The organism is Micromonospora zingiberis, assembly GCF_004331455.1.
In the GTDB taxonomy this organism is placed as follows: Bacteria; Actinomycetota; Actinomycetes; order Mycobacteriales; family Micromonosporaceae; genus Micromonospora; species Micromonospora zingiberis.
The window spans coordinates 355,116-378,128 of the sequence record NZ_SJJR01000004.1 but is presented as its reverse complement, the minus strand read 5'-3'; the positions used below and the strand labels follow the sequence as shown (position 1 = coordinate 378,128).

Here is a 23,013-nt window from a genome sequence, read left to right as displayed (position 1 = left end):
CCCCCGGGCCGGCCGGCCCCTGCTCTCCCCCGTGGTGCATCCGGGCGATGCCGCCCGGGCGGGTCGGACCGCCCCCGCGCTCCGCCCGTCGACGGGACGCGGGGACCCCCCGTCCCGGCTACTGCAGGAACGCCCCCAAGGGCGACAGCAGCAACCGACCGAGCGCCGCGGCCGTCTCGTCGAGCCGCTTGCGCTCGAGTTCGTGTCGGTGCGGGTCGTGCCGGCACCGCCAGATCCGCTGTGCGTTACGCCAGGCGACATCCCGGGTGTAGCCGATCAGTTCGCCCTGGTACCAGTCGTCGATCTCTCCGTTGAGCATGTCGATGAGCAGCTGCCACCGCTCCAGGTAGCCCCGGCGCAGGCCGGGGATCTTGTCGGCGAAGATCTTGTTGATCTCCAGGTAGTCGCGGTGTTGGTCACTGCCGTCGACCGGCTCGGACTCCAGGTGGTCGAAGGTGGTGACCAGCGCGAACGGCAGGTCGAAGTTGATGTGCGCGTTGACTCCGGCCGCGGCCGAGGGCAGCGGGCGGGCGTCCGGGCCGCGCATCCGCTCGAACAGACAGGACCAGGCCTTCGGGGTGCTGGGGCTGGAGTCGGTCCACAGCCGCAACGCGTCGAAGTAGCGGGCGGCGAACTCCACATCGAGTCGGGACAGGAAGACCGGGTCGACGAAACGGTCGGCGTACAGCCCGTCCAGCACGCTGGTGGTGATGGTCAGGTACAGCTTGTTGAAATCGGCCAGCGGGCAACTGTCCAGCAGCGGTGGCAACCGGACCAGCATGTCCTGCAACTTGGTCAGGTGGTCCACCACGGCCGGCACGTCCGTCGGGTGGTCGGCGAGCAGGTCGACGATGTCCCCGTGCACCGGCCCCCAGACCCGCTCGCTCATGTCGCCCTCCACCCTGCTCGCCGACGCCGTGGTGCCGTTGCGGCGCCGGGCTCAGCCTCTCAGGCGGACCACGGCGTCGACATCAGTAGAACTACGTATCCGACACCTACGCGCGACTACGTAGGAAGATGGCGCTGGCCTGGACCCGGGTCCGCACCTGGAGCTTGTCGAAGATGTGCGAGACGTGGACGCCGATGGTCCGCTCGCTGATGAACAACCGCTGGCCGATCTCCCGGTTGGTCAGCCCCTCGGCCACCGCGGCCAGCACCTCACGCTCGCGGGCGGTCAGCGCGGCGAGTTCCTCGCCGCCGGCCGGGGCCGGCGCGGTCGCCCCCAGCGGGCCACGGTCCTCCAGCACCACCCGGGCGCGGCCGGCGAGGGTACGGATCTCGTCGGTCAACGGCACCGCACCCAACCCCTGGGCCATCTGGTACGCCTGCCGGAGCAGCTTGCCGGCGGTGGCGGTACGCCGCCGCCGGGCCAGCAACGCCTCGGCCTGACGCAGTCGGGAGTACGCCGCCGGATAAGGATGGTTGCGATGGTCCCACTCCGCGGCGGCCCGCCCCCACAACTCCGGATCGGCCACGTCGAGCCGACTCACCTCGGCCGCGCAGAGCGCCAGATAGCCGTCCACCACGTCGCGTACCGGCCGGGCCGCGCGCTCGCTCTTGGCCGCCACCCGATCGGCGATCTGCCGCAACCGCCGCACCGCCTTGTCGTCGACGGCGACGGTACGGCTGGCCTTCGCCTCCGCCTCGGCCCGCAGCCCGTGCCAGACGAGCACGGCGAGGATGACCAGGTCGTCGGAGCGGGTCTCGGTCAACCCCCGCTGCACCGCGTGCCGGGCCACCTCGTGGCGCCCCTGCCACATCGCCAGCCCGGCCCGCAGGGTGAGCAGCGGAATGACATGCCGGGCACCACCGCCGGCCAGCATGGTCGCCACCGCGTCGAGGTCCCGGTCGGCCGCCTGGACGTCGCCGTAGCCCACCGAGAGCCGGCACCGGGCCAACAGCAGCTCGACCGCGTCGGTGCCGGACGGGCGGTGCCGCAGTGCCGCCGCGACCACCTTCTCCGCCTCGGCCCACTGCCCCACCCGGAACAGGCCGTTGGTGGCGATGGCCAGCAGGCGGGTCTCGTAGCTACGACCCAGCCCCAGCTCGGCCACCCGCTCGGCGCCCCGGCGGGCCACCACCACCCCCTCCTCCAGGATGTTCAGCGGCCCGGTGAGCAGCTCGGCCAGGTGCAGGTAGGCGAGGGCGACGTCCTCCGGGCGGCCGGCACGTTCGGCGGTCGCCAACGCGCGCCGCAGCACGGCCAGACCGGCGTCCGGATCCTGGCGGTACGCCTCGGAGAAGCCGAGCGCCATGCTGGCCAGTACCACCTCCGTGGTGGCGTCGTCGGCCTGCTCGGCCAGGGTCAGCGCCTCCCGGGCCCGCTGGCCGGCCTCGGCGTACCGGCCCAGTTGGAGCAACAGCTCGGCCAGGTGGGCCGCAGCCGTGGCCCGCTGTCGCGGGGTGCAGTCGGCGGCGTCCAGCGCATGCTGGTACTCCGCCTCGGCCAGCGCCGAGCGGCCGGCAGCGGCCAGGTAACGGGCCCGACGGATGTGCAGCTCGCAGACCGGATGGTCGGTGTCGGTGCCGGCCAGTTCCTCCAGCAGGGCCAGCGCGCGGGCATACTCGCCACAGTGGTGGGCGGCCTCGGCCGCGTGCCCCAGCAGCGCCGCTCGGTCCGCGCCGGGCAGCCCCTCGGCCAGCTCGACGGCGACCGACCAGTGCCGGTGCGCCTCCGCGTAGCCGTACAGCCGCTCGGCCTCCTCGGCCGCGGCCACCGCCGCCGGCAGCGCCCGCTCCGGCTCGCCGGCCAACCGCCAGTGGTGGGCCAGCCGGGCCTGGTGCAACTCCCCCGGCGCCGACGTCAGCGCCTCGGCGTAGCGGCGGTGCAGCACGGCCCGCTCGGCGGGCAGCAGCTCGTTCTCCAGCACCTCGGCGACGAGCCGGTGCCGCAACCGGTAGCCGTCGTGCGAGCCGGACACCAGCCGGTGCGAGACGGTCGCGCGGACCGCGTCCAGCAGGTCCTGTTCGGGCAGCCCGACCACCTGGGCGAGCAGCCAGTGCTCGACCGGTTCCACCCCGGCGGCGACCGCGTGCACGACCCGGTGCGCCGGCTGCGGCAACGCGTCCACCCGGGCCAGGAAGACCTCACGCAGGGTGTCGGAGAGGCCGTCGCGGCCGTCGCGCAGGTCCCGCGAGAGTTCCTCGATGACGAACGGGTTGCCGCCGCTGCGCTGGCACAACTGCTCGACCGCCTCGGCGACCAGCGGGCGGCCCACCACCGCCGCGGCGAGTTGCTCGGCGGCGGCCCGGTCCAGCGGGGCGAGGTCGAGCACCTGCACCGACCGCAGCCGACGCAGCTCGGTGAGCACCCGACGCAACGGATGCGCCCCCTGCAGGGACTCCGAACGCACCGCCGCGAGCACCGACAGTTGCAGGTCGCCGAGGCCGGCCAGCAGGTACAGCAACAGTTGACGGGTGGTCCGGTCGACCCATTGCAGGTCGTCGAGGACCAGCACCACCGGGCGGCCCCCGGCGATCACGCTCAGCCCTCGGGAGACCCGCTCCAACAGCGCGCCCGCGCCGTCCGGCCCCGTCGCGTCCTCGGCGAACACGGCCAGCAACGCGCGGACCGAGGCGGCGGCGGCCGGTGCCAGGTCGGCGTCCAGCCGCCGCAGCGCCTGGCGCAGCGGGTGCAGGGGTGAGGCGTCCCCGATGTCCAGACAGGAGCCGGTGAGCACCAGGGCACCCGCGTCGCCCAGCCGTTGGCCGAGTTCGCGGAGCAGCCGGGTCTTACCCACCCCGCTCTCGCCGGTGAGGAAGACGGCGGCCGTGCTTCCCGGCGCCACATCGTCGAGCAGCGTGGCACGCACCGCCGCCACCAGGTCGGCCCGACCGACTAGCGGTGTGCTGCCCACGTCGCTGGCCATGGCTCGCAGCCTAGTCACAGGCGCCCTCCCCGTTCTACCGCCGCCGCACGCCTGTCCTACTCCTCGCGTCGACAATGCGACCAACCGGTTGCGCTCGGCCGACATACGTCGTTCTGCCGATCCGCCATCAGACCGGGGAATGACAGTCTCCGGGCAACGTCGACACTCACGGGGGGAGAGGCGGGTGCGTCTCCATGTCCATGTCCACCGTCGTCCCCGCTCGCGGGCCGGCCAGCCGGATGCGCTGGTCGGTGACCGAGGAGCGGCGGATCGTCACCGTACTCTTCGTCGACATCGTCGGCTCGACCCGGCTGGTCGACCGGCTGGATCCGGAAGACGTCCGGACCCTGCAACGGGTCTACTTCGGCACCGTCGCCCGGGTGCTGCGCCGCTGGGACGGCGCGGTGGAGAAGTACGTCGGCGACGCCGTGATGGCGCTGTTCGGCGCCCGTAGCGGGGACGGGTGGCAGGCGTACCGGGCGGTGCGGGCCGGCCTGGAGATCCAGCGGGCCCTCGACCGCCGGCCGCTGGCCGTGGCACCCGGGTTGCGGGTACGGGTCGGCGTGGCCACCGGCGAGGCGGTGGTCGACCTCCGGGTGAACCACGACGGCGGGCACGGCGTGGCCAGCGGCGCGGTCATCACGCTGGCCGCCCGGTTGCAGGAGTACGCGCCGCCCGGCGAGGTGGCGCTCTGCGCGACCACGCACCGGGCCGTCGCCGGGCTGATCGCGCAACAGCGGATCCCCGGCGTGACGGTGGCCGGCAAGCACGCGCCGGTCGACGTCTGGCACGCCACCGGCCTGCTGCGTCCCCCACCACCCCGGACGGACGACCCGCTGGTCGGCCGCCGCCGCGAGTTGGCCGCCGCCCGGGAACAGCTGGCCGAGGCGGTACGCGGACACGGTCCCCGACGCCTGCTACTGACCGGCCCGCCCGGGGCCGGCCGCAGCCGCTTGCTGCGCGAGCTGAGCCGGAGCACCCCCACAGTGGACGGTATGCCGGTGCGCTGGTGTCTGGCGGCCTGTCCGCCGTCCCCGGACGACCCCCTCGCCCCCGGGGCGGAGCTGGTACGCGGACTCGCCGGCGGCGCCGGCACCGACAGCCCCCGGCCGGCCATCCCCCGGCGCGGGCAGCGGCCGCCGGAGCGCCGGCCGACGACGGACCCGGCGACCGGCCCGGCCGACCCGACCGCTGCCGGCCCCACCGTCGGTTGGCGGGAGGTGCTGCTGGGCCTGGCCCGGCGGCAACCGGTGGTGGTGGCCGTCGACGATCTCGATCGCGCCGCACCGGCGCTCCGCCGCCAACTGGACCTGCTGGTCGACCGGGCCACCGCCGACGGCCTGCCGCTGGTGCTGGTCGCGACCGCCACCGAGGAGTTCGCCGGGCCGGTCCCGGGGGCGGCCCGGGTGCCGTTGCGTCCGCTCGACGCGGTGACCACCGGCCGGTTGCTGCGCCGGCTGTTGCGCCGCAACGGGCGGCCGAGCGCGCTGGTGCGGCACCTGATTCCCGTCGTCGGCGGCAACCCCGGGTACGCCGTGGCGTACGTCCGTGCGCTCGACGGCGACGCCGCCACCCTGCCGCCGGTGCCGGAGAGTGTCCGCCGGGTCGTCGACGCCCGGTTGGACCGCCTCGACGCTCCGCTCCGGGCCGCCCTGATGGCCGCCGCCGCCGTACCCGCCCCCTGCTCGGCGACGCGGCTGGCGTACGCCCTGGGCTGGTCGGCGGGGCAGGCGGAGTGGGCGCTGGCCGCCCTGACCACGGCGGGCCTGCTCGTCGCGCCGCCCACGGGCGGGCATCGATTCACCGATCCGGTGCTGCGCGAGGTGGCCATCGCCCGGCTGCCCCGGGCGCTGCGGGCCGCGTTCGCCCGCCGGGCCGGCACCGTCCCCGCCCTCGACGACCCGGTCGAGGTCGGTCCGGTCGAGGTCGGTCCGGTCGAGGTACGCCCGGCCGGCCGGCCCTCAGTCGACAAGCGGTCGCCACAGCCGGTCGTGTCCCGCGGACGCCGACCGACGGCGGCCGATCCGACCGCGACGAGGTCACCGGTTCACACCGGCGAATCAGGGGCCCGCCAGGAAGGCCAGGACCCGGTTCCAGGTGAGGTCGGCGGCGACCGGGTCATGGTCGGCCACGGTCGGGTCGGTGAACAGGTGCCCCGCCCCCGGGTAGTGGTGCACCACGAGGTCGGCGCCGGCGGCGGTCAGCTCCCGCTGCCACTGCGCGACCTCCTCGGGCGGGTCGTAGGCATCCGGATCGGCCAGGTGCAGCTGGACTCGCAGGCCGGGCCGGACCGCCTCCGGGGAGCCGCCGGTGCCGTGCAACAACAGCAGGCCGGCGGTGTCGGGGCGGTGCGCGAGCAGCGCACCGGCCACCCCGGCACCCATCGAGAATCCCGCGAGCACGGTGTCCGGCGGGAGCCAGTCGAGCGCCGCGCGGGCCCGGTCGAGGACGGTCTGCTGGCCGATCCGGTCGAGCAGGGCGAAGCCCTCCTCGACGCTGTCGACGGCCGGCATCCCGTACAGGTCGGGGGCGTGCACCTCGTGCCCGGCGGCGCGCAGCCGGTCGGCGGCGGCCAGCACGGCCGGGCGCAGCCCGTACACGGAGTGAAAGAGCGCGACGTGTGCCATCCGGACATCCTGCCCGACCAGCAGGTCAGCCCGGTCCCGGCGCGCGGCAGGCCGGTCCCGGCCCGGCGGGTCAGCCCCGGTCGCCGGTCGGTCGGCACTCCTGTGGCGCCGATCCGTCGGCACGGTTCGCACCCGGGCGCAGGGCGCGGCTGTGGCCACGGAACTCGGCGACCACCTCCCCGTCCTCGCGGGTCACCGTGACGTCGTAGATCCCGCTGCGCCCGTACCGGGTGCGTTCGGTGGCCCGGGCGAGCAGCAGGTCACCCTCGTGCGCCGGGCGGATGAAAGTGATCTCGCCGCCGGCGGCTACGGTGACCGGGCCGTGGCTGTTGCAGGCCAGCGCGAAGGCGGTGTCGGCCAGCAGGAACACGAAGCCGCCGTGGGCGATCCGGTGCCCGTTGACCATCTCTGCCGTGATCCGCATGCGGGCCACCGCCGCACCGCCGGTGGCGGTGATCAGCTCGATCCCGAGCCGGTTCGACGCGACGTCGGCGTCGAACATCTCGTGCGCTGCGGTGCGCTGCGGTTCCACCTGACTCCTGGTCCGTCCACCGGGCGTCCCCGGCCCTCGGGACAACCATCATGTCATCGCTGCCGGCGGCACCCACCACGACGGTACCCAGCTGACCGGCAGCCGGGCCGCCGCCCGCCCGCTGACCGAGCGATCTTGGTACGAAAGCGCCCTTTGGACGCCGCTTTCGTACCAAGATCTCGACTCAGCGGGCCGGCGGGCGGGCGGCGGGGACCAGCGCCAGGGTCGGCAACAGCAGCAGCGGGACGACCAGCAGCGCCTGTAGCGTGCCGACGTGGTCGCCGAGCAGGCCGAGCAGGGGCGGCCCGGCGAGGAACGCGGTGTAGCCGATCACCGCGACGACGCTGACCCGTACGTGGGCGTGCTCGGCCTCGTCGGCGGCGGCGCTCATGCCGACCGGGAAGCCGAGCGAGGCACCGATGCCCCAGAGCGCCACACCGACCACCGCGACCGGGCCGGAACCGGCGAGCACCGCCAGGCCGGCACCGACGACGGCGAGCAGGATGGTGCTGGTCAGCACCGGCCCCCTCCCCCACCGGTCCAGCGCCACCGTGCCGAGGGTGCGGCCCAACGTCATGCCGACCACGAAGACGCCGAAGACCGCCGCGCCGGCCGCCTCACTGAAGCCGTACCCGTCGATGAAGGCGACCGCGAGCCAGTCGTTCGCGCTGCCCTCGGCGAACGCCGCCGCCAGCACCAACAGGCCGATGAGCAGGGTGCGTGGCTCCCGCCAGGCGGCGAGCAGGCGCCGGCGCCGGCCGGCCGGGGTGCCGGGCTCCGCGCCGGGCTCGGCGGCCAGGAACGCCCGCGCCCCGAGCAGGGTGCCGGCGAGCACCACCACGGCCAGGACGCTGAGGTGCACGCCGACCGGCACACCCAGCCGGGCCGCGCCCGCGCCGAGTCCGGCACCGGCCACCGACCCGAGACTCCACGCGGCGTGGAAGCGGGGCATCACGGTACGCCCGAGCCGACGCTCGACGGTCGCTCCCTCGATGTTCATCGCCACATCGCAACTGCCGGAGCCGTACCCGAGGGCGAACAACCCCAACGCCACCCCGGGCAGCGAACCGGCGACGCCGGCCGACACCCCGGCGACGGTCAGCCCGAGCGCGACAAACAGGGTGGCCAGTGCCACCGCACGGGCCGCGCCGAGGCGCTGGGTGACCAGCCCTGCGGTGGGCATGGCGACGATCGCACCGATGGACATGGCGAGCAGCAGCAGCCCGAGACGGCCGGGGCTGAGGCCGAGCCCGTCGCGGATCGCCGGCACCCGGGCGAACCAGGTGGCCACCGCCAGCCCGTTGAGCGCGAACACCACCGCCACACCGTTGCGGGCGGCCAGCACCGCTCGGGGCGGCCCGAAGCCGGTCGGTGGTGCCGTGGGGGTGGTGGCGATGGGATCCACGTACGTTCGGTTCCTCTCCTGGGGCTGGTCCTCGCCACGATCACACACCTGGGAGCGCTACCAGCACAATCCTGTCCCGGTCCTTACCGACGGCCAGCCGGCGGGGCATGATTCGGGTAGGCGCCACGCACCGGAGCGCCGGACAGGCAACGGGAGTACATCATGACGACGGCACGCCGGCCGGCCACCCTCGACGACGTCGCCCGCGCGGCCGGGGTGTCCCGGTCGACGGCGTCGCGGGTCATCGCCGGCAACGGGTTCACCTCCCCGGTCGCCCGGGACCGGGTCCGTACCGCCGCCGACCGGCTCGGTTACGTGCCCAACGCGGCAGCCCGGGCGCTGGTACGTGGCGCCGGCGTCCGACTGCTGGTGGCGGTGGCCGGAGCCACGCCGTCGGTGCTCGACGACAGCTACATCAACCAGGTGGTCAGCACCTCGGCGCAGGTCTGTGCCCCGTACGGGCTCGGGGTTACGGTCGAGTGGGTGCCGCTGGACGAGCCGGGACGGCTCACCCGGCTGGCCGACGACCGGGGCGTGGCCGGCCTGCTGCTGGTCAACACCACCGACGCGATGCTCGGCCTGGTGCCGCGCCGGCTACGCGGCCGGACGGCGTCGATCGGGATCGGCTCGGCCTCGGTGCCGTCGGTGGACATCGACAACGGCGGTGGCACCGCGGCCATCGTCCGTCACCTGTACGCCACCGGCCACCGGCGGATCGCGATGGTGACCGGTCCCCCCTGGCTGACCTGTGCCACCCGCTCGGTGGAGGCGTACCGGGGGCTGCTGCGGCAGGCCGGCCTGCCGGCCCGGGAGGTGGTCGGTGACTTCAGCGCGGCGCGCGGTCGCGCGGCGGCCCGGGAGGTGCTGCGCCGCTGGCCGGACACCGACGCGATCGTCGGGATCAGCGACGCGACCGCGCTGGGGGTGATCGGGCAGCTACGCGCCGACGGCGTGCAGGTGCCCGGCGACGTCGCGGTGACCGGGTTCGACGACATCCCGCTGGCCTCGGTGACCGCGCTGACCACGGCGAGCCATCCGGTACGGCGGATCGCCACGGCGGCGGCGACCATGGTGCTGGAGCAGCGCCCGGTACCGCCCCTGACGGTGTTTCCGTCGGCACTGGTGCTGCGCGAGAGCGCCTGAGCGTCGCCGGCCGATGTGCCCGCGAACCGGGCGGCATTCGGTCAACCCTTCAGAATAGCCATTCCCACCATTTCCAACCTCGGCTGAATGTGACTGTGCACCGGTAAGATCGGCGACTTGCATCTGACTGATCGCTGACTGATGGGTCGGACGGCGAGCGCACACACTGGGCCCATGAGAACTGGGCTCGGGCACATCAAGACCCTTCGCGGCGCGGTGTGTCTCGTCCTGTTGGCGGCCCTTTCCGGCTGCATGCAACTCAACGTCGGCCTGACCGTCAAGGCCGACGACACGGTCAGCGGGCAGCTCCTGCTGACCGCCGAGCGCAAGGTCTTGACCTTGAACAACAAGACGGTCGAGGAAGGCTTCGCCGACCTTCGGCAGAACATCCCCGCACTGCCGCCGGGCCCCGAGACACGGTACGAGACCGCCACCCACTTCGGTTTCCAGATCAACTACCGGAATGTACCTCTCGATCAATTCGACAGCGAAAGCCTGAGCATCGTCCGGGCGAACGACCGCTATGTATTCACACTTCCGCTGGACCCGAAGAAGTACGGCGGAAAAGTGGCCGAGCAGGATCCGGAAAACCAAGCCAGGTTCATGTTGTTGATGTCTTTCGAGATCGCCGTGACCTTCCCCGGCCGCGTGCTCGACGTCAACGCCGGCGGCCAGGTCAACGACCGGACGGTGACCTGGCGGGTCGACCCCAACCAGCCGAAGCCCGCCGAACTGCGGGCCGTGGCCGAGGCACCACCCCGGCCGTCCGCCGCCGCGAACGCCGACGACACCGGTGGCGGCCCGCCGTGGCTGCTCATCGCCGCCGGCACGGTGGTGCTGCTGCTCATCGCACTACTCGTCGTACTGCTGCTGCGCCGACCCCGCTCGGCCGCCAGCCCGACCGCAACCGACTCGACCACAAGCGGCCCGGCCCCAGGTGGTCCGGGCACGCCGAGCACCACGATTCCCGGTCCGCCGGGCGCCGGCTGATCCGCCGGCCGTCACCGTCCGAATGGGACGGGCGACACCGTCCTCCCCACCCCGCACCATCGCAGAACCGAAGGGAGATCGGCGATGAACGATCTCTTCACCTGGGCCGCGCTGGGCAGCCTCACCGGCGCGAGCGCCGCCACGCTGCTCACCACCAACGTCATCGGCGGCCTGATCGGCCCCAGCGCCGACAAGGCGCGCAAATGGATCGCCCTGGGCATCGCGCTCGCGCTGTCGTACGTCACCGCGGCCGTCGCCACCGACGCCGGCCCCGAGAAGTGGCTCATCGCGTTCTTCAACGGACTGGTCATCTTCTCCGCCGCGCTCGGCATCAACCAACTGCCGCCCGGCAACCGGCAGGCGACGCCGACCCAACTGGCGCAGGGCAACGAGCCCCGCTTCATCCGCTCCTGGGCCTGAACGGAGCAGCGTCATGGTCTTCGGCATCATCAGCGCCGCCGTACACGTCGCCGCCGGCGCGGTGCTCGGCCAACTCGCCGGCGGCACCATCGGGCTGCTCGTCGGCGCCGCCCTCGGCCTGCTGGTCGGCGGCGTCTTCGGCTGGGCGATCACCTCCGCCGGGGCGTACGGACCCGACCCGCGCGGGGTGTTCCTGTTCGTGGTCGACCACACCTGGAGTCTGCCGAACACCCTGGTCGGCGCGGTCTACCTCGCCGTACACCTGCTGTTCGGTCACTCACTGGATCGGGCCACCTCCCAGCACAGTTGCCGGGTCAACGTGCTGGAGGGGGTCTCGCCCCGGTACGCCACCACGCTCGGCACCGTCTGCGCCGGTTCCGGCCCCGGCATCCAGCGGCACGAGGACGTCCACATCTTCCAGGCCCGCCTGCTCGGTCCGCTCTACATCCCGCTGGTCGTGGCCAACTACGTGTTGTTCACCATCGCGCCGGTGTGGCTGCTCTACCACGACCACACGGGTGCGCCGATCAACCGCTTCACCCGGTACTTCGAGATCGGCGTCTACCCGCACGTGTGGAACGAGGCCATCGCGTACCGGATCCAGGGGACGCCGCCGCGATGACCGCACGCGGTCCGATCGAGGACGCCACCGCCGACCTGGCGGCGTGGCTGGCCGGGGCGGCGGGTGCCGCCGTCCCGGTCGGCCCGCCCGGACCGGACACCGATCCCGCCGGCCTGACCCTCTGGCCACTGGAGCTACGGCCGGTCCGGCAGACCCGGGGCAGCGGCGGGTTCGAGCCCTACCGCTTCACCGTCCGCTACCTGCTCGCCGCGGGCGGGCCGAACGCCCTCGCGGCGCTGGACCGGGTACTCGTCGCGGCCACCGCAGCGACCGGTCACACACTCACGCTGGAGGCCGGTGACCCCGCACTGTGGACGGCCTTCGGCACCCCGCCCCGGCCCGCACTCCTGATCGACGTGCCGGTTCAGGTCACCCGGCCGAGCCAGCCGGCCGCGCCGGTACTGCATCCGCTGCGGCTGCGACAACTGGACATGCTGACCTTCGACGGCCGGGTCGTCGGCCCGGCCGAGCAGCCGCTCGCGGCGATGCGGGTCGAGGTCGTCGGTCAGCCGTACGCGACCCGGACCGATCCCGCCGGCCGGTTCCGCATCGTCGGCGTGCCCCACGACCCCGAACAGCCCCGTCCGGTCCGGCTCCGGCTCACCGGCCGGGGGCAGGTGCTCACCGCCGAGGTCGACCCGACCGAGCCCGACATCGTCATCGTCTGCGCCCCGCCGGCCCGCTGATCCGCCGACCCGACCTCGGGAGGACCGATGCCCACCTACTTCTCGCCCGGCATCTACGTCGAGGAGGTGCCCGGTGCCGCCCGACCGATCGGACCGGCCGGTACCAGCACCGCCGCCTTCGTGGGCGTCGCGCCCGACCGCAACGCCCACCTCAACGAGGCCCTCGCCGTGAACAACTGGACCGACTTCCTGCGCCTGTACGCCGACGGCGACCAGTTGGAGAGCACCCCGCTGGCCCGGGCCGTCTTCGGTTTCCTCGACAACGGCGGCACCCGGTGTTGGGTGGTCAACGTCGGTGAGGGTGGCTCGGTCACCGGCACCGGTCGCAAGCGCGCCGGCCTGGACCTGCTGGAGGCGGTCGACGAGATCTCCATCGTGGCCGCACCCGGATTCCACGACCCGGTCGCCCACGAGGCACTGCTGAGCCTGGCCGAACGGACCCGCGCCATGGTCGCGATCTGCGATCCGCCGCCCGACATCGACGACATCTCCACGCTGACCCGGGTCGCCACACCCGGTTCGACCCGCCCGGCCAAGCCGAGCGACACCGACCCGGCCGCCGGCTCCGGCTCGGGGGGCGGATCTGGTGGTGGCCCGGTGGCGCACCGGCCCCGGCAGTCCGACTTCGGCGCGCTCTACTATCCCTGGCTGCGGGTGCGCGACCCGCTCTCCGGCGAACTGGTGCTCACCCCGCCGAGCGGGCACGTCGCCGGCATCTGGGCCCGCACCGACGCCCTGCGTGGCGTGCACAAGGCACCGGCGAACGAGCCGGTACGCGGCGCCGTCGACCTGGGCCAACTGGTCACCCGGGCCGAGCACGACGTGCTCAACCCCAAGGGCGTGAACGTCATCCGCTACTTCCCCGGCGAGGGCATCCGGGTCTGGGGTGCGCGTACCCTCGCCGCCGAGGCCAGCGAGTGGCGTTACCTGAACGTCCGCCGGCTCTCCATCGCCATCGAGCAGGCGATCGCCAACGGCACCCGTTGGATGGTGTTCGAGCCGAACGACTTCACCCTGTGGCGCTCGATCCGCCGCGACATCGGCGCCTTCCTCACCCGGGTGTGGCGCGACGGAGCACTGCTGGGGCGTACGCCCGAGGAGGCGTTCTTCGTCAAGTGCGACGAGGAGACCAACCCGGCCGACGTCCGCGACGCCGGCATGGTGGTCGCCCACATCGGCATCGCCGTGGTCAAGCCGGCGGAATTCGTGGTGTTCAAGCTGAGCCAGTGGGCCGGCGGCACCGAGACCGAGACGATTGGAGGCTGACATGCCCACCACGGCCACTCCGCAGCCGGGCGCCCCGGTCGACCCGTACCGCGCGTACAACTTCAAGCTGTTGGTCAACGGCATCACGAACGGCCACTTCACCGAGGTCAGCGGCCTGGAGGTGAACATCCCGGCGGTCGCCTACCGGGAGCAGGGCAACGACCGGATCCGGATGATCCCCGGCCAGGTCGAGTACGGCCCGGTCACCCTGCACTTCGGCCTCACCTCGTCCCGGGAGTTGTGGGACTGGGTACACGCGGTCGCCCGCGGCACGGTGAACCGTCGCAACGTCTCGGTGGTGCTGCTCGACGCCGCCGGCACCGCCGAGGTGCTGCGCTGGAACCTGATCAACGCGTGGCCGACGAACTGGCGCGGCGCGCACCTGAACACCCTCAGCCAGGAGCTCGCCATCGCGGCACTGACCCTGCGTTACGAAAGCCTGGAACTGGAGGCCGGTGGTGCCGCGCCGACGACCGCTTAGCTGGCTGGCCGGCCAACTCCGATCCGCGGCACGGACCGTCGACCGCTTCGCCGGCGTACCGGAGACCTCCCCGGCCGGCCGTACACCTGTCGGCCACGAACCGGCCAGCCGGGGACCTGCCGGCCGCGAACCGGCCGGCGGCGCGGTCGGGTTGGCCGGCGGGACTGGCGGTACGGAACGGCGGCCGGGCCGGCCGCCGGAACACTGGCTGCGGGTGGTCGAGGCACACGCCCCCGGCCTGTTGCGCGACCTCGACATCGACGCGCCACCGCCCGCCGACGGCACGCTGCCCCGGCGCGGGTCGGGCGGCGGCGGGGACGTCGATCCACGCACTGACCCGGCGACCACCGACCCGCTCCCGCCACCCGCCGGTGTCCCCACCGACCCGCTCCCGCCACCCGCCGGTGTCGCCACCGACCCGCTCCCGCCACCCGCCAGTGTCCCCACCGCCGCCTTTGCTCTGCTTCAACCGGCGCAACGGCCACCGTCCGGTTATCGGACACCCGGCGTTGCGTGGGGTGAAGCAGAGCAAAGCGGTGTCGAAGGTGTACCGGAGGTCCACCCGCACGCGCCCGGTGCGGTGGCCCCGCCGGACGCCGGTGCGACCCGGTCCGGGCTCGGCAGCACGACAGCAGGTGGGGTCGGCACGCCGATGGCGACCGGCGGCGCGACGGCACCCGGGGGCGGCGGGAGCACCACGGCGGGGGCCGGCGAGCCGACGTTCGCCGGTCGGGGCGACGCCGCGTACCGACCGGCTGTCGACGCGGCTGCACGGGGCCGGCGGGCCGGCGCGGTGGACGCTTCGACCGACGGTACGGCGCGACGGTCGGCGGTCGACGCCGAGGGCGGAGCGCCGGCCGGGGTAGTCGACAGCTGGCACGGAGACTCGCTGCCGGACCGGTTCGGGGCGGCGGCGGGGCGGCGGGTCCGGCGATCGGCCGAGCAGGACCGGCTGTCGGCCCGGGTCCGGCTGCGGGCCGTGGCGGACCCGGGGCTGGCCGGGCCACGCCCGCAGGTTGCCGGCTCGGACGGGCCTGGCCCGGGGCAGCGCACGACCGGGACCGGCAGCACGGCCGAGGGTCACCCGGCCGGCCGGCCGACGTCGGCCCACCGTGGGCCTGCCGTGGAGCGCGGGCCCTGGACGGCCGGTAGCCGCATCGTCACCGGCCACGAGCAGTCGAGATCCCCAGCGGGGTTCGAGCCCGGCGGTCGTACCCCGACCGCACGCCAGCCTGGGGGCGCCCATCCGGGCAGGGGCGGCGGCTGGCCCTCGGCCGGGGACGGGCTCTGGCCCGGTGGTGGGGTGCCGGCTGGTGTCGGGCGAATGCCCGGCGGTGGCGCGCCGGCCAGCGTCGGGGACATGCCCATTGCTGGCCTACCGGCCGGGGTCGGGGGGATGTCCGGGGGTGGGATGCCGGCCGGGGTCGGCGGGATGTCCGGGGGTGGGGTGCCGGCTGAGGTCGGGCGGATGTCCCGTGGTGGCACGCCGTGGCCGGACCTCGACCTGCCGGGTCGGTCGGCTCGCCGGTCGCGGGACGACGACCCGTGGCCGAGGCTGCCCGACGACCGTCCCCTGTGGTCGGTGGCCGAGTCGACCGGCGACGACGCGGAGCACCGGCGTCGGCTCGACCGGGAACAGGCGGGTGACTGATGGAACGGGTGGCCTTCCTCATCGACGCCACCGGCGAGCGGATCGACTGCCTGCTCAACCCGGAGAGCGTCCAGGTGACCCGGCTCGCCGGGGTGCGTCACCGGGGCAGCGCCAGCACCCAGCTCACCGGCGCCGGCCGGGCCGACGACCCGTTGGTGTTCACCGGTGGCGGACGCACCGAACTCGTCCTCGACCTGCTCTTCGACACCGACTTCGCCGAGGGCCAGGTCCGGCCGGCCGACGTACGGGAACTCACCCGGCCGTTGTGGCTGCTCGCGGAGAACTCGGCGGTGGAACACGGCTGGGTCCGGCCGCCGCTGGTCCGGCTGGTCTGGGGCAAGACCTGGAACGTGCCCGGGGTGATCGTCGCCGTGGCGGAACGGTTCGACGCGTTCACCGCCACCGGTTCACCGCGCCGCTCCTGGCTGCGGCTGAAGCTGGTCCGGGTCACGGAGGACGCCGACCAGGCCCGGGAGGGGTTCGCCGAGGAACTGGCCGCCGCACAGACACCGGCCGTCGCGCCGGGCGCGGCCGTGGTCGCCGCCGGCGACGGCAGCGGTGCCGCCGACTCCTCCGGCGTACGTTTCGACCTGCTCGCCCACGACGCACTCGGCTCACCGCTGCGCTGGCGGCTGCTCGCCGAGCACAACCGGATCACCGATCCGCTCGCGGTGCCCGCCGGCACCCCGCTGGCCGTGCCACCACTGCCCGCGACCGCCGGGAGTACGCCATGACCGGGGCCGCGCCCCGGGCGCTGATCGTGCTGCTCGACGGCGTCGCGCTGCCCGACGCGCTGACCGGTCAGGTGCGCGCGGTGCGGGTGGCCGCCCGACTGAACCGCCCGACCCAGTGCGAGGCGGTGCTGGCCGCCGGCCCCGGCACGGCGGCCCTGACCGGACCGGTGCGGCTCGGCGCGAGCCTCGACGTCCGCCTCGACGGTCAGCCGGAGACGCTGTTCAGCGGTGAGGTCACCGCCGTCGAGGTCGAGTACGCCGCCGACGGCGCCGCCACGCTGAGGGTCCGGGCCTACGACGCCCTGCACCGGCTGCGGAAGCGGCAACGGCTGCGGGTCTTCGAGTCGGTCACCGCCGCCGAACTGGCCGGTGAACTCTGCGCCGACCTCGGGCTCAGGGTCGACGCGGAGACCGACGGGCCACGGCTGGACCGGTTGGCCCACCATCGTCCCAGCGATCTCGACCTGTTGCTGGCGGTGACCGGCCGGGCCGGGCTGCACCTGGCCGTCCACGGCGACGTGCTGCGCCTGGTGACCCTGCACGGGCACGGCGAGCCGATCCCCCTCGAACTCGGCCACGACGTGCACGACCTGCGGCTGTCGGTCAACGCCGACGCCGCCGCCGGCGAGAGCAGCGCGTTGGGCTGGCACCCGCAGCGCGCCGAACCGATCGCGCAGAGCGCCGCGACGCCCCGCTGCGGGCGGCGTACGGCGGTGGAACCGGATCCGGCCGACGTCGGCGCGGACGGCACCCGCACCGCGCTCGACCAGCCGGGCCGCAGCGACGACGAGCTGGCCGCGCTCGCCCAGGCCCGCCTGGACGTCCGGGCCGCCGCCCTGGTCACCGCCGAAGGTACGGCCGAAGGTGATCCGGCGCTGCGGCCCGGACGCCGGGTCCGCCTGACCGGAGTGGCCGAGGCGGTGGCGGGCACGTACGTGCTCACCGAGGTGGTGCACACCCTCGACGCCAACGGGCATCTGACCCGCTTCTCCACCGTCCCGCCGCCGGCTCCCCCGACCGGGCCACCCGCACCGGCAGTGATCACTCTCGGCACCGTCACCGACGTGGCGGACCCCGACGGGCTGGGTCGGGTGCGGGTGGAGTTGCCCGCCTACGGCGGTGCCGACGCCGGCTGGCTCGGGGTGCTCTGCCCGGGAGCCGGCCGGGGCAAGGGCCTGGTGGCGCTGCCCGATCCGCAGGACAGCGTGCTGGTGGCGCTGCCCGGCGGTGAACCCGCCTCCGGCGTCGTACTCGGGTCGCTCTTCGGCGCGGTCGAGCCGTACGACGCCGGAATCGACGACGGGCGGGCCCGGCGCTGGTCGCTGCGGACCGCCGGCGGGCAGCAGGTGGTCATCGACGACGTGGCGCGCAGCCTGCGGTTGAGCACCGACGCCGGCAGCTGGCTGGAGCTGACCCCGCAGTTGGCCACCCTGCACGCCGCCACCGACCTGGTGCTCTCCGCTCCGGGCCGGGCGATGGTCGTGCGGGCCCGCAGCGTCGACTTCCTGCACGCCGAGACGGTCGAGGACCCGGACACCGCCGCCGAGCAGGCTCGCACGCTCGCCCGCGCGCACCACGAAGGAGGCGGCTGATGCGCTGGATCCACCGCGACTCGGTGATCAGATGCGACCACGACGGTCGGGTCCGCAACCAGCCCTCACAGCAGTGGGTGACGGTGGCCGGCGTCCCGGCACTGGTCGCCGACGACCCGAAGGGCCGGGAGATCGTGGCGTGCCCCAACTACGGCGCCACGGTGAAACCCTGCACCAAGACCGAACCGGTGCGGGTCGGCTACAGCGACTGGGTGCGAGTCGACGGTCGGCGCATCGTGCTGTCGCACCTGGAGGGGTTCACCGACGGCAGCCCGCCCGGCCAGTTCACCTACCGGGTACGCGATCCCCGGCAGCGGTTCGTGGGGGCCGACCGGTGAGGGCGATCAGGTTCGTCGGTGCCGGCTTCGACCCCGGTCAGGGCGGCGGGCTCGGGCTCACCGCGGCCGGTGGGCTGGCCATGACCGACGGCGACGAGACCGTACGCCAGGCACTGTTCCTGCTGCTCTCCACCACCCCCGGGGAGCGGTTGATGCGGCCCGGCTACGGCTCACGCCTGCACCGGTTGGTCTTCGCGCCGAACGACGACACCACCGCCGGCCTGGCCATCCACTACGTACGCGCGGCCATCGCCCGCTGGGAGCCCCGCATCGACGTGCTCGACGTCGACGCCGGGCCGGACCCGGACGACGCGTGGCGGCTGGTGATCCGGCTCGACTACCGGATCCGGGCCAGCCTCACACCGGGCCAGTTGGTCTTCTCGGTCGACCTGCTGCCCACCGACGACGAACCAGCCGCAGGGCCGACGGCCGAACCCGGCACCGACGCAGAGGAGGCGCGATGACCCTACCCGTGCCACACCTGGACGACCGGACCTTCCTCGACCTGGTCACCGAGGCCCGCGAGCGGATCCGGCAGTCCTGTCCGGGCTGGACCGACCTGTCCGCGCACGACCCCGGTATCGCCCTGCTGGAGGCGTTCGCGCACCTCACCGAGGTGATGATCTACCGGCTGAACCAGTTGCCGGAGAAGGCGTACGTCTCCTTCCTGAACCTGCTCGGGGTGACCCGGCACGCCCCGGCGGCGGCCTGGGCGGACGTGCGGTTCACCCGGACCGGTCCGGACGACGCGCCGCTGCGGATCCCGGCCGGTACCCGGGTGGCCGCCGCCCGGGGCGCGGACCCACGGCCGGTCGTCTTCGTCACCTGTGAACCGGCGGCGCTGGCCGCCGGGCAGCGCGAGGTGACCGTCCGGATGCACCACTGCGAGCCGGTCGAGGCGGAGCTGTTGGGCGTGGGCACCGGGGCGCCCGGGCAGGTGCTCCGCGCGGCGCGGGCGCCGCTGGCGCGTACCGCCGAGGCATTGGACCTGCTGCTCGGCGTGGAGGTGCCCGCCGGGACGGTGGAACTGGGCGCGGCGGCCCGGGAACACGAGGGTCGTACCTTCGAGATCTGGCGGCCGGTGGACAGCTTCGCCGGGCTCGGCCCGCAGGACAAGGCGTACCTGGTGGACCGCTGCTCGGGCACGGTCACCTTCGCCCCGGCGTTGGACCTGCGCACCGTCGACCCGGGCGACGGGTCGCTGCACTTCGGCGACGGCCCGGTCGCGGCGGTGCCGCCGGCCGGACGGCAGGTGCGGCTCTGGTATCGCGCCGGCGGCGGACCGGCCGGCAACGTGGCGGCCGGCGCACTGACCAGCCTGCGTGACCCGCTGCCCGGGGTGAAAGTGGTCAACCCGCTGCCGGCGGTCGGCGGCCGGGACATGGAGGCGATGGAGTCGGTGCTGCTGCGCGGGCCGTACGCCTTCTTCGCCCAGCAGCGTGCGGTGACCGCCCGCGACTTCGAGGTGCTGGCCACCGCCGCCAGCGGGGTGGCCCGGGCCCGCGCGTTCACCCGGGCCGCCGTCTACAGCTTCGCCCGCCCGGGCGAGGTGGAGGTGGTGCTGGTGCCGTACGTGCCGGACGAGGCGCGGCCCGGCGGTGGCCTGCCGGTGCAGGTGCTGCGCGAGCACGAGGTGGAGGAGACCCGGCTGCGGGTCGAGGCGGACCTGGAGCGGCGCCGCTCACTCGGCACCAACTGCCGGGCGAGTTGGGCCCGGTACAAGGCGGTGTCGATCCGGGCCCGGGTGGTGGTCCGCCGGGAGGAGGACGTCGACGCGGTCCGCCGGCGCATCCACGACCGGCTGCACCAGACCCTGAGTCCCCTGCCCACCGCGCTCAACCCGACCGGCTGGGCGTTCGGCGAGCCGCTGCGGGCATCCAACGTGTACCGGCTGTTGGAGCACGCCGAACCGGGGGTGCGCTACGTCGAGTCGGTGCGGTTCGTGGTGGACGAGGCCCCGGACAACCAGGTGCGTACGCTGGCCGCCGACGAGTACCAACCGAACACCTGGTACGCCGGCAGTGCTGCGGTGCTGTTCCGCTCCACCAACGCGGCGGCCGGCTGGGAACCGGTCGGCCGCTTCGACGGGGAGACGGTGCAGCGGGTGGCGCCCGCCCCCGCACCGGTGCGACCGGGCATCGTGTCCCGGCCCGGCTCGGTGGCGGTGGCCACCGTACGCGCCGGCGGTGGCTCCCGGGTGCACCTGAGCACCGACCTGGGGGAAACCTGGTCGCTGCTGGCCGACCTGGACTCGCGGATCAGCGACCTGGCCTGGATCGACCGGGACGGCGCGGGCGCGCTGCTGGTCGCCACCGACACCGGCCTGTACGAGGTGTCGCTGCTGCCCGGCGCGGTGCCGTTGCAGATCCTGGTCGATCCGGCCGACGCCGACCGGGGCTTCTACGCGGTGCGGGCGTTCGTCTCCGAGCGCGGTACCCCCGGGGTGGCGGTCGCGGCCCAGGCCGGGTTCGGGGTGTACCTGTCGGGCAACGCCGGCCGCCCGGGCAGCTTCACGCACGTCGGCCTGGCCAACGTCGACAACCGGGTGCTCGCCGTGCAGTACGACGGCCCGGCCACCCTGCTGTGGAGTGGCGCCGGTGAACCGGATCCGAAGAAGCCCGGGCAGGGCTGTTTCCGGGCCCGACTGTTCGAGTCCGACGTGAAGTGGCAGGCGGTGCAGGCGGGCTGGATCGGTGGCACCTGCCGGGGACTGGCCTTCAGCGGCACCCTGGCGCTGGCGGCCACGCAGAGCGGCGGGGTGCTGCGGCTGGACACCCTGGCCGGGCAGCCACAGTGGACGTCGGTGTCGGTCAACTGTGGGCTGCCACTGCGCGACCGGACCCGGTTCGTGCCGGTCGACGCGGTCGCCGCCACCGCCGGGGCGCAGCGGCTGATGCTGACCGGCGGCGAGCGGGGCGTGTTCCGTAGCGCCGACGCGGTGGACTGGTCGGCCAGCGCCAACCAGGCCACCGCCGACGTGGTGACCGTTCCGGATACCTGGTTGCTCTGCTCCGGCGAGCACGACATAGAGGTGGTGCGGCAGGATGCGTCGAGCGGGCATTGAGCGGCTGCTGCCCGCGGCGTACCAGCGGGCCTGCGTGCCGGGCAGCGTGCTGTGGGCGCTGCTGGACGTGATGGAGGGGCTGCACACCCCGGACGAGGCGGTACTGGCCGAGGTCGACGCCCTGTTCGCGCCGTACCGGGCGCCCGGGGCGATGGTGGCCTACCTGGCCCGGTGGGTGGCGATGGACCATCTGGTCGCCGTACCCCGGCGGGACGTCTCGCTGCCGCTGCCGCTGAGCCGGCTGCGGGACCTGGTGGCGCACGGTGCCGAGCTGGCGGCCTGGCGGGGCACCCCGGACGGCCTGCGTACCGCCCTGGAACTGGCCACCGGGGTCACCGGTTTCGTCCTCGACGAGCCGGCCGACCGGCCCTTCCACGTGGTGGTCCGGGTGCCTCCGGCCGCCGCCGGCCAGGTCGCCCTGATCGGTCGCATCGTCGAGGCGGAGAAGCCGGCGGCAGTCACCGCCGAGATCAGCGTCGAGACCACTGCGCCGGACCGCGCGGTCGGCCGGGCAACCGTGCCGCCCACCGTGGCCGCTCCCACCCCGGCCGGACCTGCCACTGCCGGTCCCATCCCGGCCGTTTCCGACTCTGCCGACATCGCTCCGGAGGGACCGTCATGACCACCGAATGGACCGTCGTCGCCGCCGCCGAGCAGTTCACCTTGGACGTGCGCAACGCCGGGGAGCTGACGTTCACCGTCTCCAACCCGGGTCTCGCGCCGGACACGGTGGTATTCGACGTGGCGCCCGGCGAGGGATCGCAGCGGGCCTGGTTCACCGTCACCGAACCGCAGCGGGTGGTGCCCGCGCAGGGCTCGGTGTCGTTCCTGGTACGCCTGGCCGTGCCGGCGGGAACTCCGCCCCGGCGTTACGACATGACCGGGTTCGCCTACTCGGCGAACACCGCGCCGGAGGAGAGTTCCCGCTCCAGCGGCCGGGTCACCTACGAGGTGCGGGCGGTGGCGCCGCCGAAGCGTACGCCCTGGGCCTGGATCGCCGCCGCGGCGGCGTTGGTGCTGGTCGTCTCGGCCACGGTGGTGTTCCTGGTGACCCGCGACGACGATCCTCCACCGATGCCACAGGTGGTGACCATCGAGGCGGAGACCCTGGTCCCCGCCGCCCGGGTCGAGTCGCCGTCGAACTCGCAGGCGACCGTGGCGGCGCAGGGAAACTGCTGCGAGGTGACCTGGTCGCAGGACACCCAACTCTTCTTCCTCGGCCGGGCGATCAACGACCGGGTGACCGTGGCGGTGGAACTGCCGACCGAGGCGACCTGGCAGTTCTCCGCCGTACTGACCACCGCGCCCGACTACGCCAACATCGTGTTCCTGATCGATGGCCGGCAGGTAGGTGACCCGTTCATCGGCTTCAGCTCGAAGGTGCAGGTCACCGACTGGGTCGACGTGGCGCAGGTACGCCTGGACGCGGGCCCCCACGAGATCACCCTGGTCGCGATCGGCAAAACCCAAAGCACCACCAGCTACTTCGCTGGCCTGGACACCATCCGCTTCACCGAACTCCCCCAGCTCTAGCCCTGGTTGATCAAGAGGTTTGCGTCAGGGACGGCGGCCGAACCCGACGCAAACCTCTTG

At 73.9% G+C, this 23,013-nt stretch carries 19 protein-coding genes and 2 pseudogenes; 16 read left to right on the top strand and 5 right to left on the bottom strand.

All coding sequences use genetic code 11. The features are described from left to right. Nucleotides 1-118: 118 nt before the first annotated feature. Both E0H26_RS09305 and E0H26_RS09300 read right to left on the bottom strand, forming a co-directional pair. Entirely contained in the window at nt 119-889 is a 771-nt protein-coding gene (locus E0H26_RS09305; RefSeq protein WP_131303136.1) for a DUF5995 family protein, read from the bottom strand. A 106-nt stretch (nt 890-995) separates the two neighbouring features. Continuing rightward, nucleotides 996-3,869: a helix-turn-helix transcriptional regulator gene (locus E0H26_RS09300; protein WP_131303135.1), complete on the bottom strand. Its 2,874-nt coding sequence runs from the start codon at nt 3,867-3,869 to the stop codon at nt 996-998. Between the two features lie 194 nt (nt 3,870-4,063). On the opposite strand from E0H26_RS09300, the pseudogene E0H26_RS29795 reads away from it, so the two are divergent. After that, nucleotides 4,064-5,215 (top strand): annotated as a pseudogene (locus E0H26_RS29795) (adenylate/guanylate cyclase domain-containing protein); the annotation flags it as partial. A 714-nt stretch (nt 5,216-5,929) separates the two neighbouring features. On the opposite strand, the gene E0H26_RS29205 reads toward E0H26_RS29795, so the two are convergent. From E0H26_RS29205 to E0H26_RS09285, 3 genes and pseudogenes are all read right to left on the bottom strand, one after another. After that, a complete protein-coding gene (locus tag E0H26_RS29205) occupies nt 5,930-6,496 on the bottom strand; it encodes a dienelactone hydrolase family protein (protein ID WP_165521801.1) in 567 nt (188 codons plus the stop codon). A 139-nt stretch (nt 6,497-6,635) separates the two neighbouring features. Then, a pseudogene (gene paaI / locus E0H26_RS09290) lies at nt 6,636-6,998 on the bottom strand (hydroxyphenylacetyl-CoA thioesterase PaaI); the annotation flags it as partial. 214 nt (nt 6,999-7,212) lie between these two features. After that, entirely contained in the window at nt 7,213-8,433 is a 1,221-nt protein-coding gene (locus tag E0H26_RS09285) for an MFS transporter (protein WP_420812808.1), read from the bottom strand. Nucleotides 8,434-8,595: 162 nt separating this feature from the next. Here E0H26_RS09285 and E0H26_RS09280 point away from each other — a divergent pair, with 162 nt between their 5' ends. From E0H26_RS09280 to E0H26_RS09210, 15 genes are all read left to right on the top strand, one after another. After that, the gene (locus E0H26_RS09280; protein WP_131303133.1) at nt 8,596-9,576 is read left to right on the top strand and encodes a LacI family DNA-binding transcriptional regulator; all 981 of its coding nucleotides are present in this window, start codon (nt 8,596-8,598) and stop codon (nt 9,574-9,576) included. A 174-nt stretch (nt 9,577-9,750) separates the two neighbouring features. After that, nucleotides 9,751-10,566 carry an LppM family (lipo)protein gene (locus E0H26_RS09275; RefSeq protein WP_131303132.1) on the top strand — a complete coding sequence of 272 codons (816 nt, stop codon included), beginning with the start codon at nt 9,751-9,753 and terminating at the stop codon, nt 10,564-10,566. Nucleotides 10,567-10,650: 84 nt separating this feature from the next. Then, nucleotides 10,651-10,986: a hypothetical protein gene (locus E0H26_RS09270; RefSeq protein ID WP_131303131.1), complete on the top strand. Its 336-nt coding sequence runs from the start codon at nt 10,651-10,653 to the stop codon at nt 10,984-10,986. Between the two features lie 13 nt (nt 10,987-10,999). After that, nucleotides 11,000-11,608 (top strand): glycine zipper family protein, encoded by a 609-nt coding sequence (locus E0H26_RS09265; RefSeq protein ID WP_131303130.1) that lies wholly within the window; start codon nt 11,000-11,002, stop codon nt 11,606-11,608. Continuing rightward, a complete protein-coding gene (locus E0H26_RS09260) occupies nt 11,605-12,294 on the top strand; it encodes a carboxypeptidase-like regulatory domain-containing protein (protein WP_131303129.1) in 690 nt (229 codons plus the stop codon). The genes E0H26_RS09265 and E0H26_RS09260 overlap by 4 nt, the downstream gene beginning before the upstream one ends. A 27-nt stretch (nt 12,295-12,321) precedes the next feature. Then, complete coding sequence (locus E0H26_RS09255; protein WP_131303128.1) at nt 12,322-13,560, top strand: phage tail sheath family protein; 1,239 nt, start codon at nt 12,322-12,324, stop codon at nt 13,558-13,560. 1 nt (nt 13,561) lies between these two features. Continuing rightward, a complete protein-coding gene (locus E0H26_RS09250) occupies nt 13,562-14,041 on the top strand; it encodes a phage tail protein (RefSeq protein WP_131303127.1) in 480 nt (159 codons plus the stop codon). Then, on the top strand, nt 14,019-15,692 hold the full coding sequence (locus E0H26_RS09245) for a hypothetical protein (protein WP_131303126.1): 1,674 nt from the start codon (nt 14,019-14,021) through the stop codon (nt 15,690-15,692). The genes E0H26_RS09250 and E0H26_RS09245 overlap by 23 nt, the downstream gene beginning before the upstream one ends. Continuing rightward, a complete protein-coding gene (locus tag E0H26_RS09240) occupies nt 15,692-16,426 on the top strand; it encodes a CIS tube protein (protein ID WP_131303125.1) in 735 nt (244 codons plus the stop codon). Before E0H26_RS09245 ends, E0H26_RS09240 begins: the two co-directional genes overlap by 1 nt. Beyond that, nucleotides 16,423-18,018, top strand: coding sequence for a phage baseplate assembly protein V (locus E0H26_RS09235; RefSeq protein ID WP_131303124.1), 1,596 nt, complete (start codon nt 16,423-16,425; stop codon nt 18,016-18,018). The genes E0H26_RS09240 and E0H26_RS09235 overlap by 4 nt, the downstream gene beginning before the upstream one ends. Beyond that, the gene (locus tag E0H26_RS09230) at nt 18,018-18,356 is read left to right on the top strand and encodes a hypothetical protein (protein WP_131303123.1); all 339 of its coding nucleotides are present in this window, start codon (nt 18,018-18,020) and stop codon (nt 18,354-18,356) included. Before E0H26_RS09235 ends, E0H26_RS09230 begins: the two co-directional genes overlap by 1 nt. Next, entirely contained in the window at nt 18,353-18,820 is a 468-nt protein-coding gene (locus tag E0H26_RS09225; RefSeq protein WP_131303122.1) for a GPW/gp25 family protein, read from the top strand. Before E0H26_RS09230 ends, E0H26_RS09225 begins: the two co-directional genes overlap by 4 nt. Next, nucleotides 18,817-21,420, top strand: coding sequence for a putative baseplate assembly protein (locus E0H26_RS09220; RefSeq protein ID WP_131303121.1), 2,604 nt, complete (start codon nt 18,817-18,819; stop codon nt 21,418-21,420). The genes E0H26_RS09225 and E0H26_RS09220 overlap by 4 nt, the downstream gene beginning before the upstream one ends. Then, nucleotides 21,401-22,042: a phage tail protein gene (locus E0H26_RS09215; protein ID WP_131303120.1), complete on the top strand. Its 642-nt coding sequence runs from the start codon at nt 21,401-21,403 to the stop codon at nt 22,040-22,042. Before E0H26_RS09220 ends, E0H26_RS09215 begins: the two co-directional genes overlap by 20 nt. Then, entirely contained in the window at nt 22,039-22,953 is a 915-nt protein-coding gene (locus E0H26_RS09210; protein WP_131303119.1) for a hypothetical protein, read from the top strand. The genes E0H26_RS09215 and E0H26_RS09210 overlap by 4 nt, the downstream gene beginning before the upstream one ends. Nucleotides 22,954-23,013 lie beyond the last annotated feature (60 nt).

Coding starts and splice junctions, on each gene's coding strand:
- E0H26_RS09305 (WP_131303136.1), bottom strand. CDS start 889: ATGAGCGAGCGGGTCTGGGGGCCGGTGCACGGGGACATCGTCGACCTG.
- E0H26_RS09300 (WP_131303135.1), bottom strand. CDS start 3,869: ATGGCCAGCGACGTGGGCAGCACACCGCTAGTCGGTCGGGCCGACCTG.
- E0H26_RS29205 (WP_165521801.1), bottom strand. CDS start 6,496: ATGGCACACGTCGCGCTCTTTCACTCCGTGTACGGGCTGCGCCCGGCC.
- E0H26_RS09280 (WP_131303133.1), top strand. CDS start 8,596: ATGACGACGGCACGCCGGCCGGCCACCCTCGACGACGTCGCCCGCGCG.
- E0H26_RS09275 (WP_131303132.1), top strand. CDS start 9,751: ATGAGAACTGGGCTCGGGCACATCAAGACCCTTCGCGGCGCGGTGTGT.
- E0H26_RS09270 (WP_131303131.1), top strand. CDS start 10,651: ATGAACGATCTCTTCACCTGGGCCGCGCTGGGCAGCCTCACCGGCGCG.
- E0H26_RS09265 (WP_131303130.1), top strand. CDS start 11,000: ATGGTCTTCGGCATCATCAGCGCCGCCGTACACGTCGCCGCCGGCGCG.
- E0H26_RS09260 (WP_131303129.1), top strand. CDS start 11,605: ATGACCGCACGCGGTCCGATCGAGGACGCCACCGCCGACCTGGCGGCG.
- E0H26_RS09255 (WP_131303128.1), top strand. CDS start 12,322: ATGCCCACCTACTTCTCGCCCGGCATCTACGTCGAGGAGGTGCCCGGT.
- E0H26_RS09250 (WP_131303127.1), top strand. CDS start 13,562: ATGCCCACCACGGCCACTCCGCAGCCGGGCGCCCCGGTCGACCCGTAC.
- E0H26_RS09240 (WP_131303125.1), top strand. CDS start 15,692: ATGGAACGGGTGGCCTTCCTCATCGACGCCACCGGCGAGCGGATCGAC.
- E0H26_RS09235 (WP_131303124.1), top strand. CDS start 16,423: ATGACCGGGGCCGCGCCCCGGGCGCTGATCGTGCTGCTCGACGGCGTC.
- E0H26_RS09230 (WP_131303123.1), top strand. CDS start 18,018: ATGCGCTGGATCCACCGCGACTCGGTGATCAGATGCGACCACGACGGT.
- E0H26_RS09220 (WP_131303121.1), top strand. CDS start 18,817: ATGACCCTACCCGTGCCACACCTGGACGACCGGACCTTCCTCGACCTG.
- E0H26_RS09215 (WP_131303120.1), top strand. CDS start 21,401: ATGCGTCGAGCGGGCATTGAGCGGCTGCTGCCCGCGGCGTACCAGCGG.
- E0H26_RS09210 (WP_131303119.1), top strand. CDS start 22,039: ATGACCACCGAATGGACCGTCGTCGCCGCCGCCGAGCAGTTCACCTTG.